Genomic DNA, 15,349 nt, shown 5'->3' on the forward strand with positions numbered 1-15,349 from the left:
GTGCCCATGAATGAAGCACTCGCTGCTAAAGATGACCGCATTGTCTGGATCGACCTTGAAATGACCGGACTGGAACCAGACCGCCACGTGATCGTGGAGGTTGCAGCCCTGGTCACCGATGCGGACCTCAACGTCCTCGACGAGGGCATTGACCTTGTCGTTCACGCCACCGACGCCGAGCTCGCAGAGATGGATGACTTTGTCACCAACATGCACGAAACCTCGGGCCTCACCGAACAGATCAAGGCTTCCACGATCACGGTGGAGGAGGCGGAAGCGGCGGTTCTGGAGCTCGTCGAGAAGCATTGCGCTGGAATCCGCCCACCTCTTGCCGGCAACTCCATTGCCACGGACCGCTCCTTCATCCGCGCATACATGCCACGCCTGGACGAACGCCTGCACTACCGCATGATCGACGTGTCCACCATCAAGGAGCTCACCCGTCGCTGGTTCGCCGACACGTACTACAACCAGCCCGACAAAAACTTGTCCCACCGTGCGCTCGCCGACATCGTGGAATCCGTCCGCGAGCTCGACTACTACCGTCGCTCTGTTTTCATCGCCAGCCCCGGCCCCGTAACAAGCGAAGCAGCAGCACACGCGCAGGACGCCGTGGGCCGCTACCAGCAGTTTTTGTAATTCAGACCAAGTGAACTAGAGTAGGTTTCCGCTGTGCAAACAGCGATGGTGGCTGTAGTTCAGCTGGTAGAGCACCAGGTTGTGATCCTGGGTGTCGCGGGTTCGAGCCCCGTCAGCCACCCCGAAGGTTAAGGCCCTGCACCATCCCGCAAATGGAATCGGTGCAGGGCCTTACCCATACCCCCGGCGGACCGGGAAACTAGGAAGACGTATCGGCGTTGCCAGCCTTGATCGTCTCCCAATCAATGTTCCAGTAGCCCAAACCATCCGTGCCCGGCAGTGTGCTGCCCTTGGTGTTCACAATCTCAACCGGGTCGCCGCGCTTGACGGTGTCCATGTACCACTTGGCATCCGCCGGGGTGGCGTTGATGCAACCGTGGGAGACGTTGGTTTGCCCCAAAGCCCACGTTGCCCACGGGGCCGAGTGGACGTAGATGCCGGACCAGGACAGCTGGGTGGCGTAGTTCACCGGCGTGACGTAACCGCCCGCCTCCAGGCTTAGACCGTAGGTGCGCGAATCCATGACCAAGCTGTCATGGCGATCCCCCACCACATAGTTGCCGTTTGGAGTGTCATAGCTGCCGTCGCGGCCCAGCGCGATGTTGAAGGACTTAATCTTTTCACCGTTGCGGTACACGGTCAGTGTTTTGGTGCTGTTGTCCACCACGGTGCGGACCTCCTCACCACTGGTGAAGTTGGTTTCCGTGTCCTGCTGGCCGTAAATACCGTTGCCAAAGTCCTTGCCGTACAGGTCTGCCTTCACCGTCACCTTCGTGCCCGGCTCCCAGTACTCCTTGGGGCGCCAGATGAGCTTGTTGGCCTCGATCCAGTAGAAGCCACCCACGGTGTTGTTGGACGTCTCAATCGTGATTGCGTCCTGCACAGCCTGGCGGTCCTGCGGTGACACATCAAAATAGAAGACAACAGCCTGAGCCACACCGACTTCGGACCCTTCAAGCGGGCTAACGGAGCCAGACATCTGCAGGCTCGGCGTCACCGTGGTGAAGCTGGCCAGCGTTGCCGTCCCCTGCTTGGTCATGGCTTTCACCGTGTAAGTCTTGCCGTAGCCCAGTGGCTCGGCGGTGGTCCACTCAGTGCGGTCATCGTTGAAGGATGCCTTGACTTCCTTGCCAGACTCATTCGTCATGGTGACGCTACTCAGCCCCGCCGGCGTATTCACCTTCACGGGAATGCCCGGCTCCACTTCAGTGGCGCCGTCCTTCACGGAGATGGTGGCCGGGGTGTCCTTAACAATCTCCTTTTCGGCCTCTGCAGCCGCGTCACTACGTTCCAGCGTGCAACTAGCCAACGCAGTCCCCACAAGCACGGCTGCCGCACTCGTGGCAACAACACGACGGAGCTTCGACACCGACCACACCGACCTAGAAGACATGCTTCAACCACTTAACTTTCTGCCGCACCCCGATACCGCTATCGGACTTCACCTTTGTTAATCGCAGGTATCGCCTGGTTAGTTACATGATTCACCTTCAAAGAAACTGCACCACACACAACGCTTTGAGCGATTATCGTGCCCGTTACCTTAACGCCAAACCCAACATTGTCCTACTTGAAACAGTCACATCCGCCAAGTCGTTATCGTATTGTTTCCCTAGCCCCATAACACCGTTCTAACCAGGCGATTTCATGTATTGAGGGTGGGGTGCTATATTTTTCTTTCGTTGCCTTCCAAAGGCAAAGCGCCATTAGCTCAACTGGCAGAGCAACTGACTCTTAATCAGTGGGTTCGGGGTTCGAGTCCCTGATGGCGCACAGACTACGAGGTCAGAGCACCCCCACGGTGCCTGGCCTCGTTTTTCGTATCCATAGCCCTGCCGGCAAGACTACTCTTAAGTGACATGAGCACCGCCGAGACAACACCACCCAGCCCCATCCATGCCGTGACTGTTTTTGCAGGAGCCCGAGAGGCAACTGCGCCAGAGATGAACACGCTGGCCAGGGATTTTGGGGTGGCACTCGCCCGGCGCGGCATCACACTTGTGTATGGCGGTAGCCGGTTGGGTTTGATGGGGGCAGTCGCCCAGGGCGCGATTGATGCTGGTGGTGCGACGGTGGGTATCATTCCGGAGCATCTCGCAGCGCATGAGATTGCGCACACGGGCCTCACGGAGCTCGTGTTCGTGGATACACTCGCGCAGCGCAAGGCCCTCATGAGTCAGCGGTGCGATGCATTTGTTGCGCTTCCTGGGGGTGCGGGCACGCTCGATGAGCTTTTCGACGAATGGACCAACCAACAACTCGCCCTCCACACCAAACCCATCGGCCTGCTGGGCACCGAGTTTTGGCAACCGTTGATCCAGATGGTGGACCACATGGTGGCGCACGGCTTTGTGCGCCAAGAGGACCGTGACAGTCTCATCGTGGTGGATGATCCGGACGAGTTGTTGGATCAGCTGGCACAGTGGCGCCCACAACGCCCTCGGTGGTGCCCTGCGCCGCAGAGCGCTGAACAGGACAAGGATTGAGTAGGGTTACGGGGTATGACCAAGGCTCTTGTCATTGTTGATGTTCAGAATGATTTCTGCCCCGGTGGCTCCCTTGCCACCGACCGTGGTGACGTGGTGGCGGAAAGCATTGCCCAGCTGCTTACCACCAACGCGAAGGATTATGACCACATCGTGGCCACCCAGGATTGGCACATTGATCCGGGGACGCACTTTTCTGACACCCCAGATTTTGTCGATACGTGGCCCGTTCACTGCGTTGCGGATTCGGAAGGCGCTGCCATGCGCGCACCGCTGGCCGAGGAAGCAGCCGCATCCGTCATCGAAGAGTACTTCCGCAAAGGGCGGTATGAGGCGGCGTATAGCGGGTTCGAGGGGGCGTCGACAAGCGAAGATGTACTTCTTGCGCAATGGCTGAATGAGCGTGGGGTAACGCTTATCGACATCGTAGGCATCGCCACCGATCACTGCGTCCGCGCCACCGCACTGGATGGGCTGCATGAAGGCTTCGAGGTGCGCGTGCTCAGCCAGCACTGCTCCCCCGTGAGCGAAGAACGCGGCCGTGCGACCTTGAATGAGCTCCGCGAAGCCGGCGCAACGGTACTTTAAAAAAGCAGCGCGCCCTTGCCTAACTGGCAAGAGGGCGCGCTGTACTTATCGAGCTTTAGTTACGCTCAGCGAGCAGACGCTGCAGCTCCTTAAGGTCCTTCTTCTTCTTGCGGCTGCTCGAAGACTTCAGGGCAACAAGCAACACCACAGCAACGGCTACACCGGCAAGCACCTTCTGCACCTTGCCATCCTTGAGCTTGGTGCTCACCTGCGCCTTCGCATTGTTGGCCAGGTTCTCCGGACTGGTACGGTCAGCGAGCTCATCGATCGTGCTGGCCAGGTTGGCGCGGGTGCGCTCGATCTCGCGCTGAATATCGTTAATATCGCGTGCCACTTCTAACTCCCATAAAGGTTTGCTTGTCTATCTCGTTCCCACAGTACCGTACCGAAGAATCCCTGACGCAGCACCGGTTCCATGCCAGCGCACCACAAGTACAGTGGCCAGTATGACTGAACAGATTCGTTTGAACGTCGGCGACGCCGCCCCCGCCTTCAGCCTCCCCAACGACAAGGGAGAAACCGTTTCCCTGTCCGACTACGCAGGCAAGCGCGTCATCGTGTACTTCTACCCACGCGCCAACACCCCAGGCTGCACCCGCGAAGCATGCGATTTCTCCGAAAACCTCTCGGAATTCTCGGAGTCCTCCGTGGCGGTGGTAGGTATCAGCCCGGACTCCCCAGAAAAGCTGGCTAAGTTCCGCGCCGACCATGACCTGACCATCGAGCTGCTTTCCGACGAGTCCAAAGACGTCATGACCGCCTACGGCGCCTTCGGCGAGAAAAAGAACTACGGCAAAATCGTCCAAGGTGTCATCCGTTCCACCTTCCTCGTCGGCGCCGACGGCACCATCGAGTCCGCCCAGTACAACGTCAAAGCCACCGGCCACGTTGGCCGCCTCCTGCGTGACCTCGACCTGAGCTAAACACTCCCCCACCCCTTTTCAGCACTTGTTTCTTTCGCAGGGCGGTGCACTGTACACTGTGAACCGCTCCGCGCCATGAATCATGGACACTGTGCATTTCAGCGCGGGAGCGCGCCCGTGGCGGAATTGGCAGACGCGCTGGATTTAGGTTCCAGTGCCGCAAGGCGTGTGAGTTCAAGTCTCACCGGGCGCACACTCTTCTTGCCCCACCTCCGGACCTTGGGGCCTCAACAGTTTGATTGATAGAGTTTGGGTTGTGAGCGACCAAGACAATCAGGACATTCAGACTGAGCAACCTCCCCAACGCAAACGCTTGCGGGTACGTGCCTGGCACGTAATCCTGCTTATTGTGGCTGTGGCGGTGAGCATCATGCTGGCCAGCTGGCAGTGGTCGCGATACACCTCCGGCACCGGATCACTACAGAACCTGGGCTACGCGCTGCAATGGCCAATGTTTGGCCTGTTCCTCGTGTACATCTACCGCGCAGGCATGAAGATGGAAAACGAAAAGATCGATGCCGAAAACGCTGGTAAGTCCATGGATGCGCTCTATGAGGCGGATGCCGCCGCGTTCGGCGATCCCGATGCCGCGCCAGCCATGACTGAAATCAGCGAGGACTTCCTCCCCCAGCGACGCGAATTGGATGTGGAAGAGTTCAATGAGCTGAACACACCACGTCGGCGCCACCACACCGAAGACGTTTAAGGAACACGAATAATGAGCACTCCCCCGATGAACCCTGACACCCCTACTCCCCCAGATGCTGGCGCCCCGCGCATTCACCCAGAACGCAAACGTCGCGTGAAAACCGCACTCACACTATTCGCTATTACAGCATGGGTCACCGGTGTCATGCTGCTCCTGTTGTGTGTGCGCATGATCATGGAGTACATCCTCCACATGGACGTTTCTAGCCTGAACTGGGTAGCCATCGCCCACGGCTGGGTGTACGCCCTGTTCCTGTTGGCCACCCTGAACCTGGGCATGAAGGCCCGATGGGCCACCAAAACCTGGTTGGTCACGGCACTGGCGGGTGTGGTGCCCTTCCTCTCCTTCTTCGTGGAGCACTGGCGACGCAAGGAAGTTACAGAGGAATTCGCCCTCAATGAGCCGTAGCAGGCACTAAAGCGTCTCCTAGGGAGGCACGGGCCAGCCTTAGACTTAAAGGTCAAAAGTGTGTCTGGATTGGCTAATTTCGAGCAGGTGAACTGGGACGATACCGAAAATATACGCGTCTGAAACCTGTATCTGCTCATCGTACTGAGCTCCCCGCTGCGACACGGGTGGGGTGTTGGCGCCGGGGCCTTGGCGTGGTTGCGCCGGTTTGACTATCGCGCTTTGCGACGATCGACGACCTGGGGTTTTGTCTCCCACTCGCGGCGATAGTCAAACCTGGGCATGCCGAAAGACCAGCTGTTGCTGGCTTTCGACATGTGTTGGCGGGCTATCTTCCGTACAGGAGTGTCATGGCCCCAAAGGGGTGGATGGTGTTGGGGATGAGGTGTCCGTTTGGTGATCTCCATATGGGTGCGCCCCGGATGTTGTCTACCCGGCCGTGGTAGCTGTGTTCGGGGTCATCGTCGTTGGTGCGGTTGTGATACCTGCACAACATCGCCAGGTTATCCATGTTGGTTAGCCCACCCTTCGACCAGGCTTTGATGTGGTGGACCTGACAGTTATCCGCCGCATGCCGACAATCCGGTACTGGACACGTTGGTGACAACGCTCTGGCTAGGTCGCGTTGTTTCTGGTTAGCAAACCGTTGCGTGTCATACAGGTTGACCGCACCAACTTGTGGGTGGAACACCGCTACTTCGAGTACGTCCCCAAAATTCTGGGCCAAGTATTCCGCACCGGTCATGGTGGTGCCATCCGTTAGCCCCAGGATGATGTCATCGCCAACACCACTGATGATCTTGATGTGTTCTTCTAGTGGGATCAGGATCAAGGGGCGGGGCACAGCAGGAGCAATCCGAGCTGGAGTCTCGCCCACAGTGTCGGGGCGAAGGCCCAGGATGGTCATGAATGCTTCATACATCTGTGGGCCTGCTGGCCCATCACCGGTGACTTTTTGGCGTAGCGCGTACTCGATGGCTGCCATGTCGTGTTCTGGACCCATAATGTTCATGGGGCGGGACTGTTTACGTGAGCGACCAAACCGGATTGTTGGCTCCGGGGCAGGCGTGTCCACTTCGGGGATGATGTCTTTCGCCCGACGCTGCAACGTGGCGTAGTCACCCTTAACGGAGAGCAACGCTAGGCGCACCCGCCACTTCTCGTGGGGATTATTGATGCCCACGAGGCGGGATTCGATGTAGACAAGCTGATCCAAGGACTTCTTCGTCGAGCGTGCCACTGTAATCGCGTTGGCTTGTTTACGGGTGAACTTGGTGGGCCCGTAGTAGACCTTGTGGACTTTGGTCCATTCGCGTACAAGGGCGGGTTTGCAGCCAGCGTCGAGGAGGACCTGGGCATCAAAGGAGGCCAGGGTCTCGATCGGGTTGGTTAGACCCGCCACTAGTGCTGCAAAAGTGTTCATGCCTCGCACACTAAACGGAAAATCAGAAACGTGCAGCTAAGGGCTAAAAAAGCCTGTGGATAACCCAAAAACTATCCACAGGGGGTGCGCGCGGTAGCGCGCACCGGAGAGTGCGGAACATGCCGTCTGCCAGCGGGAACAGAACGAGTTCCCAAACCACCAAAAAAGTTAAATCCCGCGGAAAACGTTTGGCCCCGCGTTTTACGCGCCCACTAGTTCGGCGATCGCGGGTGCAAGCTCGCGTAGGGCTTTGCCGCGGTGGGAGCGTTCGTTTTTCTCTTCCGGGTTGAGTTCGGCAGAGGAACGGCCGGGGCAATCCGCTGGTTCAAACAGGGGGTCGTATCCGAAGCCGTTCTCCCCACGCGGTTGGCGGAGCAGGGTGCCTTCCCAGCGCCCCTCCGCGGTGGTCTCATGTGACTTCCCGTCGGTTGATAGTTCCGCGGGGACCACGAGGGCACAGCACGAGACGAAGGCGGCGGCGCGCTGGTCGATGTCGGACATCTGGGCTAACAGAAGATCATTGTTTGCCTGGTCATCGCCGTGGGAACCAGACCAGCGGGCGGACAGCACACCCGGCAAACCGTTGAGTGCATTAACGGCTAGACCTGAATCATCCGCAACGCAGGCAAGCCCGGTGGCAGCGGCACCGGCGCGTGCTTTGATCAGGGCGTTCTCCGCGAACGTTAGGCCCGTTTCGGCGGGTTCCGGGTACGGCGCCACGTCTTTTAAAGACACCAGTTCCACGCCCTCAATCGCGCATTCAGCGAGGACAGCTTCAAGCTCATGGAGTTTCTTTGCGTTACCGGAGGCAACGAGGATTTTCAGCGGTGTTTCTACCACCCCAACGCCGCCTTCTGCGCGGCAATGAGCTCGTAGCAGCCCTTCTGTGCCGAGTCGAGCATGGCGTTGAGTTCATCCCTGCCGAACAGGCCGTGCTCACCGGTGCCTTGTACTTCTACGAAGTTGCCGGACTCTGTCATCACAACGTTGAGGTCCACTTCCGCGCGGGAGTCCTCCTCGTACGGCAGGTCAAGGCTTACGCGGCCGTCCACAATGCCTACGGATACGGCAGCCACCGGTGGCTGGAGGGGCTCGCCAGGAACCAGGCCTCGTTCCTTGAGGTAGGCAATGGCATCAGCCAAAGCAACGTAGGCACCGGTGATGGAGGCAGTGCGGGTACCGCCGTCGGCCTGGAGCACATCGCAGTCAATCTGGATGGTGTTCTCGCCCAGCTGCGACAGGTCGACTGCCGCGCGCAAGGAGCGTCCCACCAAGCGGGAGATCTCATGGGTACGGCCCTTCACCTTGCCTCGCATGGATTCGCGCGGCATGCGCTCATGCGTTGCTGCCGGCAGCATGGAGTATTCGGCCGTAAGCCAGCCTTCACCAGAGTCTTTCTTGAACCGAGGCACGCCTTCTTCAGCAGAGGCGGTGCACATCACGCGGGTGTTGCCGAATTCGACGAGGACGGAGCCGGCAGGATTCGTCGTAAAGCCACGCGTGATGCGCACTGGACGCATTTCATCGAGCGCGCGACCGTCAGCGCGGACAAAGGAATGTGATTCAGTCATGCCACGAGCCTACAGGCCCCGGAATTAAACCTCGTAGACATCCTTCGCGCAGCCCAGCACGACCTCACCGTCGAACTCCGCCTGCGCGGCCGCCAACGTCGCAGCTTTGTCAGACCACGGCTGAATATGCACGAGAACCAGCTTCTTCGCGCCAGCTTCCCGCGCGATCTGGCCTGCCTCCTGGCCGGACATGTGCATGCCGGGTGGGGTGTCCGCCGCGGCAAAGGGTCCCCACGCGGCCTCGCAGAGGAAAAGATCAGCCCCACGCGCAGCCTCAACAAGCGCGGGGGTGGAAGCTGAATCACCAGAGAAAGCAATCACACTGCCGGTGTCCTTGGACTCCACGCGCAAAGCGTGGGACTCTACCGCCGGGTGCAGCACCGCAAAGGGCGTGACCGTCACGGCATCGATGTCTACCGGCTGACCGGAAACCCACGTACGCACGTCGAAAGTATCCGACAGATCATCAATCTCATCTGGGCCGTTCGCCCCCATCCGTCCGAGATGGTCCGCCGCATAGCTGGGTCCATAGAGCATGTGGCGTCGTGTTGCGGGGGCCGTGGGGTGGTAGCGCCGCCATACGCACAGCGACGTGGTGTCGGAGCAGTGGTCAGCGTGAAGGTGACTGAACAGCAGATGCACATCCGAAGGATCCCCAACTTCCTGCAGCGCTGCCAATGCGCCCGGCCCAAAATCCATGAGAATTCCCGGGTCCCCCTCGCGCGCATTGATCAGGTAGGACGATCCGGGGTTGCCCGGGGCCGCGAGCGACCCAGTGCATCCGAGAACAGTCAGTTTCATGCGATCACTGTGCCACGGAAACTAGGAAATACCTAAACATAGGGCGCCGATGACCTGCCGGGATACTGGCCGACATGGGGTAAATCACTTATAGGTTCTCGTGTGACACGGCCTCCACATGGGGTCCAAGGAAGCGCGCGGCAAGCCTGTTGAAGGTTTCCGGGTCTCCCGTGGACTCAAAAATCCGGGTAGGTTCGTGCTCTTCATCTGCAAACATGTCATTTTCGGTGAGGATGCGCAGCACGTCTTTCGCGGTCTCCTCGGCGGAAGATACAAGCGTGACATTCTCACCGATCGCCAGCTGAATGACGCCGGAGAGCAGCGGATAATGGGTACATCCAAGGACGAGCGTGTCTACCCCCGCGGCCTGCAGCGGCTCTAGGTAGCCCTGCGCCACGCCGAGGATCTGTCGCCCTGATGTGATGCCGCGTTCCACAAATTCCACGAAAGCGGGGCACGCCGCGGCAGTCACTTCGACGGACGGTGTCAGGTTGAACAGGTCCTGATAGGCGCCAGAGCGAATCGTTGCCTCTGTACCAATCACGCCAACTTTGCCATTACGGGTGGTGTCCACCGCGCGGCGCACAGCCGGCTTGATCACCTCAATCACCGGCACGTCATATCGCTCACGCGCATCGTGCAGAAATGCAGCCGAAGCGGTGTTGCAGGCTATGACAATCATCTTGCAGCCGCGTTCAACCAGATCATCCGCGATCGCCATCGCATGTTCACGCACCTGTGCCAGCGGCTTCGGCCCATACGGTCCGTTCGCAGAATCCCCGATGTACAGCACCGATTCATGTTGCAGCTGATCCATGACCGCGCGGGCCACCGTCAGCCCCCCAAAACCAGAATCAAAGATGCCAATCGGCGCATTATTATCCACGCACAGAAGTGTACCGCCCCACTAGGAGGGCGGTACTGAGAGCTCATTGCTTATCGACGCCCCCTACGCCGCACTAACCTTCCCCGTTTTCTCCGCCGCCTCGTCGAGCTCCGACTCAGATACAAGGGCAGAGTTCATACGGGCGAAGACGTCTGCCAGCTGCTCCAGCTCCTCGCCCTCAAGATTGTCAAAGATGACGCGACGCAACTCAGCGGTATGTCCCGGCAGAGCCATCTTCACGGTCCGCTCCCCTTCCGGGGTGAGTGTGGCAAACGTTGAGCGGCCATCATTCGGGTCTGGGATACGAACCACGAGGCCCTTCTTTTCCAAACGAGTAACCACGCGTGACAGGTGGGACAGCGACATTGCCGTCGCCTCAGACAAATCTGTCATACGGCGCGACTTGCGCTTGGACTCCGCAATCTTCTGCAGCGCATGAAACTCAAAGTAGGCGACACCAGCATCACGCTTCAGCTGTGCGTCGAGAATAGCGGGCAGCTGCATTTGCACAGCCCAGAAACGGGACCACACATCGGATTCAGGGACAGAGAGAGACCCAAGTTGTGCATTCATGTTGCTCATGAAAGTAAGAATAACTTAAGCCTGAGAAAACTCATACTTTCACGTGAAATTTTCTCATGAATACTGGAAAGTACCCCCATCTGGTGTAGTGCAGCGTTTGTACCTAAGAAGATTTTAGATACAGCCACAACCATTTAGTGCAATACCCTGCACCCATTCAAAGTCTGGAGGAAGTTGTCTAGCGAACTTTCCGCGCGGACTGCTTGATCGCCTTCTTCTGCTGCTTCCGGGCTGCCAACGCTGGTGGATCATCAGAAGTGATGAAGATGCCGGCGGCTATTCCACCGAGCGCCCCAAAGAGGTGCGCCTGCCAGCTCACCCCTGGTGTCAACGGCAAGACACCCCACACCAAACCGGAGTAGGACAGGCCTAGTAGAACACCGAGCACAATCTGTGACGCAGAGCGGTTGAAAATGCCACGCACCAGCAAGTACCCCAACCAGCCGTACACCAGCATGGATGCGCCGATATGGTTCGTGCCAATACCGCCTAACAGCCACACGCCGAGGCCCCCGATGCCCACGACGAAAGCGGTGACTTCCCAGAAGACCCTGCTACCGGAATAGCCAATGAGGAAAGCGAAGATCGCCCCCGGCACCGTGTTGGACATGAGGTGCTCAAAATTCGCGTGCAGGATCGGCGAGGTGAAAATGAAGGGCAGGGACGACGTATCCAGGGGATGGATGCCAAACGCGGTTAAGGCACCACCGAAAAGGAACACGTTGATGATGTGCACTGCCCAGATGAGCGCCACATACCCCATCGCATACATCAACCCCAGACGCATCTGACTGCCTCGAGTTTTCTGCCGTGGATGGCGTGGTTGTGTGGGCTGCCCAGGGTAGGACGGCCGAGTAGGCAGGCCACCGTTGGATGCGCCAAACGGCTGACCATACTGGTTGCCGTACTGGTTACTGTGCTGGCTGCTGTACTGGTTGCCGGGGTACGGGCCGGAAGGGGGAAAATTGCTCATGGTGCGGCTTAGCTTAATGGCTTTGATGCAAGGATGTCGGCCCAGGCGGTCACGGCGTAGCCGGATTCAGCGGAGGCCACCGCATCCACGATCGCTGCTTCCACGCATCGGGCAGAGGCGTCGCACAGGGTGTACAGGAGGTCGGGGTCGGGGATGGTGGTGGGGGATTGTTGGGCCGTCGATAAGCAAAAAAGCGTGTCTCCGTCGAGCGGTGAGTGCGCGGGACGCACTGCGCGCGCCAAGCCGTCGTGGCCGGTCATGGCTAGGCGCTCAAGCTGCGCGGGCGGCAAAGGGCAGGTGGTGGCCACGACGCCGATGGTGGTGTTCAACTTCGGGGTGGGGCGTTCCAACTGGGCGAAGGCCTGCGTGTCCACCGGCGGACGGGTGGGATCGCCGTAGAACCTGCCGGTAGCTGGGTCAATCGGACTTCCCAGGGGATTGGCCACGACTGCCACGGCGATGATGTACTCCTTGTCCCCGTCGGCGCTTACCACTGTGGTTTGTGCACGACCGAAACCACCACGCAACACCCCGGCCAAAGTGCCGCAGCCCGCCCCGACCGTGCCGGAGGTATCCGCAGGTTCACCATCGAGGGCGGCGCGGACGGCTGCCACACCATCCTCAGCGCCGGGACGGTGGTTCGGGTCACCCACGATGAGATCAAAGATGACGGCGGCAGGCACGATGGGCACGCGCGGGCCTGGATTATCTTCACCGAAAACGGGGAAGCCAACACCACGAGCTTCCAGCTCCCGCATGGCGCCATCAGCGGCGGCTAGCCCGAATGCGGAACCGCCAGCGAGTACGACGGCGTGGACCCGTTCAACACTGTTGTGCGGATCCAGCAAATCCGTCTCACGGGTACCGGGGCCACCCCCGCGCACATCCACGGCACCGAGTGCGCCGGCGCTATCCGTGGATACGACCGCGGTAACTCCTGTGTCCCCCAAAGAACAATGGCCGAGCTTGAGGCCCGGCACAGAGAACTCCGTGACTACCGGCGTGATGTGCCACGCTGCGCCCGAAGCCACGTCACTCCCCCATCAAGGCTTCCAGCAGTGAATGCTGGCAGTAAGCGAGCCACTCCACCAGGTTGGCTTGGTCCTGCTCCGCAGCTTCCGTCGGTGCTTCCGCCGCCGAGACGTACAACCGCATGTCATTGAGCGCCGCGATGAACTGCTCCGCCTCATGCTCCTCGATGGTGACGGCAACGCCACCGGTGGGGCCCAGCGCCGCGTTGACCACCTGCAGGTTAGTCAGCTTCGCCTTGATGATGTCGGTTTCATGCAGGGAACGCAGCAGCGCATTATCCCCATCGAACTCTTCATCGCCCTCGCGCTCAAAATCTGGGAGGAGACGCGCCAGGGAAGGATCCGTCGGCGCTTCTGTGTGGCCAGCGGCCATGCCCATCATTTCCGCCAGCTCATCCTTCGGCGCGGACTGCGCCCGCTGAATGAGTGCCTCGGAGACAGTAGCGGTGAGATCACCGATCACTTCCCGCTCCATCGGATCAAACACGGTGCTAAACCGCGGGCTCCGCCTGAGCCCTTTCTTGCGCCGCCACGGCTGCATGTTGTCTGTCCTCCCTCTAAAGCCAGTCTTAGCCGGCCTGCTGCATGGTTGCCCATAGGCCAGCGGTGTGCAGCTTCTTCACATCGCCTTCGACCTTATCTTTCTCGCCTGAGGAGACCACGGCTTTGCCTTCTGTGTGCACCTGCATCATCAGTTCCTGTGCACGCTTGCGGCTATACCCCAGCACGGTTTGGAAAACGTAGGTGACGTAGCTTTGCAGATTCACCGGGTCATCCCACACGATGCACATCCACGGCAGGTTCTCTGCTGTTTCAACATTGATCTCAATCGCCTCGTCCAACTCGGGCGTGGCCATGGGGGACCCCAAGCGGACCTCATGTGTGACACCGTTCATGGCGCCAAGAATACTAAACATCTCAATCCCAGAATGGTCCGGACGAGCGCTGGCCCCACTCGCAGCACCTACGACTAGTGTTGTGTGCATGACACAGTCTGAGTCCGCGTCCACATCCCAGCAGCCGTCGACAGCTTTCTTGACGGATATGTATGAGCTGACCATGCTCGATGCCTCCATGAAAGATGGCACCCATTCACGCGAGTGCGTCTTTGAGGTTTTCGGGCGCAAGCTACCCAATGAGCGCCGTTACGGTGTTGTCGCTGGTACTGGACGCCTGATCCAGGCGGTGCGCGATTTCCGTTTCACCGAAGATCAGATTGCCACCGCCGATTTCTTGAGCGAGGAAACGAAGGACTACCTGCGCAACTACCGCTTCACCGGGCAGATCGACGGGTATAAGGAAGGCGAACTGTACTTCCCGTACTCCCCCATCCTCACCGTGCGCGGCACCTTTGCGGAATGCTGCATCCTGGAAACAGTCATCCTGTCTATCCTCAACGCTGACTCCGCCGTTGCTACCGCCGCTTCCCGCATGGTCACGGCCGCTGATGGCCGCCCGATCATGGAGATGGGCTCCCGCCGCACCAATGAGCAAGCTGCTGTCACCGGTGCGCGCGCGGCCTACATCGCTGGTTTTTCCTCCACCTCCAACATGGAGGCCTCCCTGCGCTACGGCATCCCCGCCGCCGGAACTGCCGCGCACGCATGGACGTTGCTGCACACCAATCCGGACGGCACGCCGAATGAGAAGGCCGCGTTCAAGGCCCAGATTGAATCCCTCGGCGTGGACACCACCTTGCTGGTAGACACCTACGACATCACCCAAGGCGTGGCCAATGCCATCGAGGTCGCCGGCACGGAACTGGGCGGTGTACGCATTGACTCCGGTGATCTGGGCATCATGTCGCGCCGGGTCCGCGCACAATTGGATGACCTAGGTGCGTACAACACCAAGATCATCGTGTCCTCTGACCTGGATGAGTTCACCATCGCCGGTCTGCGCTCTGACCCAGTGGATGGCTATGGTGTGGGCACGTCCGTGGTCACTGGTTCCGGCGCACCCACCGCTGGCATGGTATACAAGCTCGTTGAGGTGGACGGTGTGCCCGTGGCAAAGCGTTCCTCCGGCAAGCAGATGAAGGGCGGCGCGAAGGGCGCAGTGCGCACCTACCGCGGATCTGGTGTCGCCGTGGAGGAAATCGTATACCCGCTGGACAACGTGCCGGAGAACCCAACTTCCTTGGATTACCGCCAACTCGTTGTCCCGCTCATGCGTGATGGGGAGATCGTCGATGGGCTGGATGACCTCGAAGCAACTCGCGCCCACCTGGCTAAGCAGCGTGAAACTTTGCCGTGGGAGGGTCTTGCGTTGTCGCGGGATGAACCGGCGATTCGGACTCGCTTCATCGGTTTCCCTGAAAGCTAACGGG

At 59.5% G+C, this 15,349-nt stretch carries 19 protein-coding genes and 3 tRNA genes; 10 read left to right on the plus strand and 12 right to left on the minus strand.

Annotated features, from left to right (window positions below):
• Positions 1-6 precede the first annotated feature (6 nt).
• Positions 7-639, plus strand: a complete 633-nt coding sequence (orn, locus tag QP968_RS09330) for an oligoribonuclease (protein ID WP_284856129.1) — start codon at positions 7-9, stop codon at positions 637-639.
• 48 nt (positions 640-687) lie between these two features.
• Positions 688-760: transfer RNA gene (locus tag QP968_RS09335), tRNA-His, on the plus strand.
• Between the two features lie 78 nt (positions 761-838).
• Here QP968_RS09335 and QP968_RS09340 read toward each other — a convergent pair.
• A complete protein-coding gene (locus QP968_RS09340) occupies positions 839-2,032 on the minus strand; it encodes a L,D-transpeptidase (RefSeq protein WP_284856130.1) in 1,194 nt (397 codons plus the stop codon).
• Positions 2,033-2,339: 307 nt separating this feature from the next.
• Here QP968_RS09340 and QP968_RS09345 point away from each other — a divergent pair.
• The 3 genes from QP968_RS09345 to QP968_RS09355 all read left to right on the plus strand — a co-directional run bounded on the left by QP968_RS09345 (position 2,340) and on the right by QP968_RS09355 (position 3,713).
• Positions 2,340-2,412: transfer RNA gene (locus QP968_RS09345), tRNA-Lys, on the plus strand.
• An 86-nt stretch (positions 2,413-2,498) separates the two neighbouring features.
• Positions 2,499-3,125 (plus strand): LOG family protein, encoded by a 627-nt coding sequence (locus tag QP968_RS09350; protein ID WP_284856131.1) that lies wholly within the window; start codon positions 2,499-2,501, stop codon positions 3,123-3,125.
• A 15-nt stretch (positions 3,126-3,140) separates the two neighbouring features.
• A complete protein-coding gene (locus QP968_RS09355; protein ID WP_284856132.1) occupies positions 3,141-3,713 on the plus strand; it encodes an isochorismatase family protein in 573 nt (190 codons plus the stop codon).
• Between the two features lie 55 nt (positions 3,714-3,768).
• On the opposite strand, the gene QP968_RS09360 is transcribed toward QP968_RS09355, so the two are convergent.
• Positions 3,769-4,047, minus strand: a complete 279-nt coding sequence (locus tag QP968_RS09360) for a DUF3618 domain-containing protein (protein ID WP_284856133.1) — start codon at positions 4,045-4,047, stop codon at positions 3,769-3,771.
• Positions 4,048-4,159: 112 nt separating this feature from the next.
• Between QP968_RS09360 and bcp the strand changes: the two genes are divergently transcribed.
• The 4 genes from bcp to QP968_RS09380 all read left to right on the plus strand — a co-directional run bounded on the left by bcp (position 4,160) and on the right by QP968_RS09380 (position 5,753).
• Entirely contained in the window at positions 4,160-4,636 is a 477-nt protein-coding gene (gene bcp / locus QP968_RS09365) for a thioredoxin-dependent thiol peroxidase (RefSeq protein WP_284856134.1), read from the plus strand.
• A gap of 111 nt (positions 4,637-4,747) precedes the next feature.
• Positions 4,748-4,829, plus strand: a tRNA-Leu gene (locus QP968_RS09370).
• 63 nt (positions 4,830-4,892) lie between these two features.
• Positions 4,893-5,342, plus strand: coding sequence for an MreC domain-containing protein (locus tag QP968_RS09375; protein WP_284856135.1), 450 nt, complete (start codon positions 4,893-4,895; stop codon positions 5,340-5,342).
• 12 nt (positions 5,343-5,354) lie between these two features.
• The gene (locus tag QP968_RS09380; RefSeq protein ID WP_284856136.1) at positions 5,355-5,753 is read left to right on the plus strand and encodes a DUF3817 domain-containing protein; all 399 of its coding nucleotides are present in this window, start codon (positions 5,355-5,357) and stop codon (positions 5,751-5,753) included.
• 328 nt (positions 5,754-6,081) lie between these two features.
• Here the strand turns inward: QP968_RS09380 and QP968_RS09385 are convergent, their stop codons facing one another.
• The 10 genes from QP968_RS09385 to clpS form a co-directional block, all read right to left on the minus strand.
• Positions 6,082-7,176, minus strand: coding sequence for an HNH endonuclease signature motif containing protein (locus QP968_RS09385; RefSeq protein ID WP_284856137.1), 1,095 nt, complete (start codon positions 7,174-7,176; stop codon positions 6,082-6,084).
• A 201-nt stretch (positions 7,177-7,377) separates the two neighbouring features.
• A complete protein-coding gene (gene rdgB, locus QP968_RS09390; RefSeq protein WP_284856161.1) occupies positions 7,378-8,001 on the minus strand; it encodes an RdgB/HAM1 family non-canonical purine NTP pyrophosphatase in 624 nt (207 codons plus the stop codon).
• An 8-nt stretch (positions 8,002-8,009) separates the two neighbouring features.
• Complete coding sequence (rph, locus tag QP968_RS09395; protein ID WP_284856138.1) at positions 8,010-8,747, minus strand: ribonuclease PH; 738 nt, start codon at positions 8,745-8,747, stop codon at positions 8,010-8,012.
• Between the two features lie 24 nt (positions 8,748-8,771).
• Positions 8,772-9,548 (minus strand): MBL fold metallo-hydrolase, encoded by a 777-nt coding sequence (locus tag QP968_RS09400; protein ID WP_284856139.1) that lies wholly within the window; start codon positions 9,546-9,548, stop codon positions 8,772-8,774.
• A gap of 88 nt (positions 9,549-9,636) precedes the next feature.
• Positions 9,637-10,434 carry a glutamate racemase gene (murI, locus tag QP968_RS09405; RefSeq protein WP_502870934.1) on the minus strand — a complete coding sequence of 266 codons (798 nt, stop codon included), beginning with the start codon at positions 10,432-10,434 and terminating at the stop codon, positions 9,637-9,639.
• A gap of 63 nt (positions 10,435-10,497) precedes the next feature.
• Positions 10,498-11,016, minus strand: coding sequence for a MarR family winged helix-turn-helix transcriptional regulator (locus tag QP968_RS09410; protein ID WP_284856140.1), 519 nt, complete (start codon positions 11,014-11,016; stop codon positions 10,498-10,500).
• 178 nt (positions 11,017-11,194) lie between these two features.
• Positions 11,195-11,989, minus strand: coding sequence for a rhomboid family intramembrane serine protease (locus tag QP968_RS09415; RefSeq protein ID WP_502870935.1), 795 nt, complete (start codon positions 11,987-11,989; stop codon positions 11,195-11,197).
• An 8-nt stretch (positions 11,990-11,997) separates the two neighbouring features.
• Positions 11,998-13,020, minus strand: coding sequence for a P1 family peptidase (locus QP968_RS09420; protein WP_284856141.1), 1,023 nt, complete (start codon positions 13,018-13,020; stop codon positions 11,998-12,000).
• Position 13,021: 1 nt separating this feature from the next.
• A complete protein-coding gene (locus QP968_RS09425) occupies positions 13,022-13,561 on the minus strand; it encodes a DUF2017 domain-containing protein (protein ID WP_284856142.1) in 540 nt (179 codons plus the stop codon).
• A gap of 28 nt (positions 13,562-13,589) precedes the next feature.
• Positions 13,590-13,916, minus strand: a complete 327-nt coding sequence (clpS, locus tag QP968_RS09430) for an ATP-dependent Clp protease adapter ClpS (RefSeq protein WP_084576706.1) — start codon at positions 13,914-13,916, stop codon at positions 13,590-13,592.
• 88 nt (positions 13,917-14,004) lie between these two features.
• Between clpS and QP968_RS09435 the strand changes: the two genes are divergently transcribed.
• Positions 14,005-15,345 carry a nicotinate phosphoribosyltransferase gene (locus QP968_RS09435; protein ID WP_284856144.1) on the plus strand — a complete coding sequence of 447 codons (1,341 nt, stop codon included), beginning with the start codon at positions 14,005-14,007 and terminating at the stop codon, positions 15,343-15,345.
• The last annotated feature ends 4 nt before the right edge of the window (positions 15,346-15,349 follow it).

Source organism: Corynebacterium sp. MSK041 (genome assembly GCF_030232265.1).
Taxonomy (GTDB): domain Bacteria; phylum Actinomycetota; class Actinomycetes; order Mycobacteriales; family Mycobacteriaceae; genus Corynebacterium.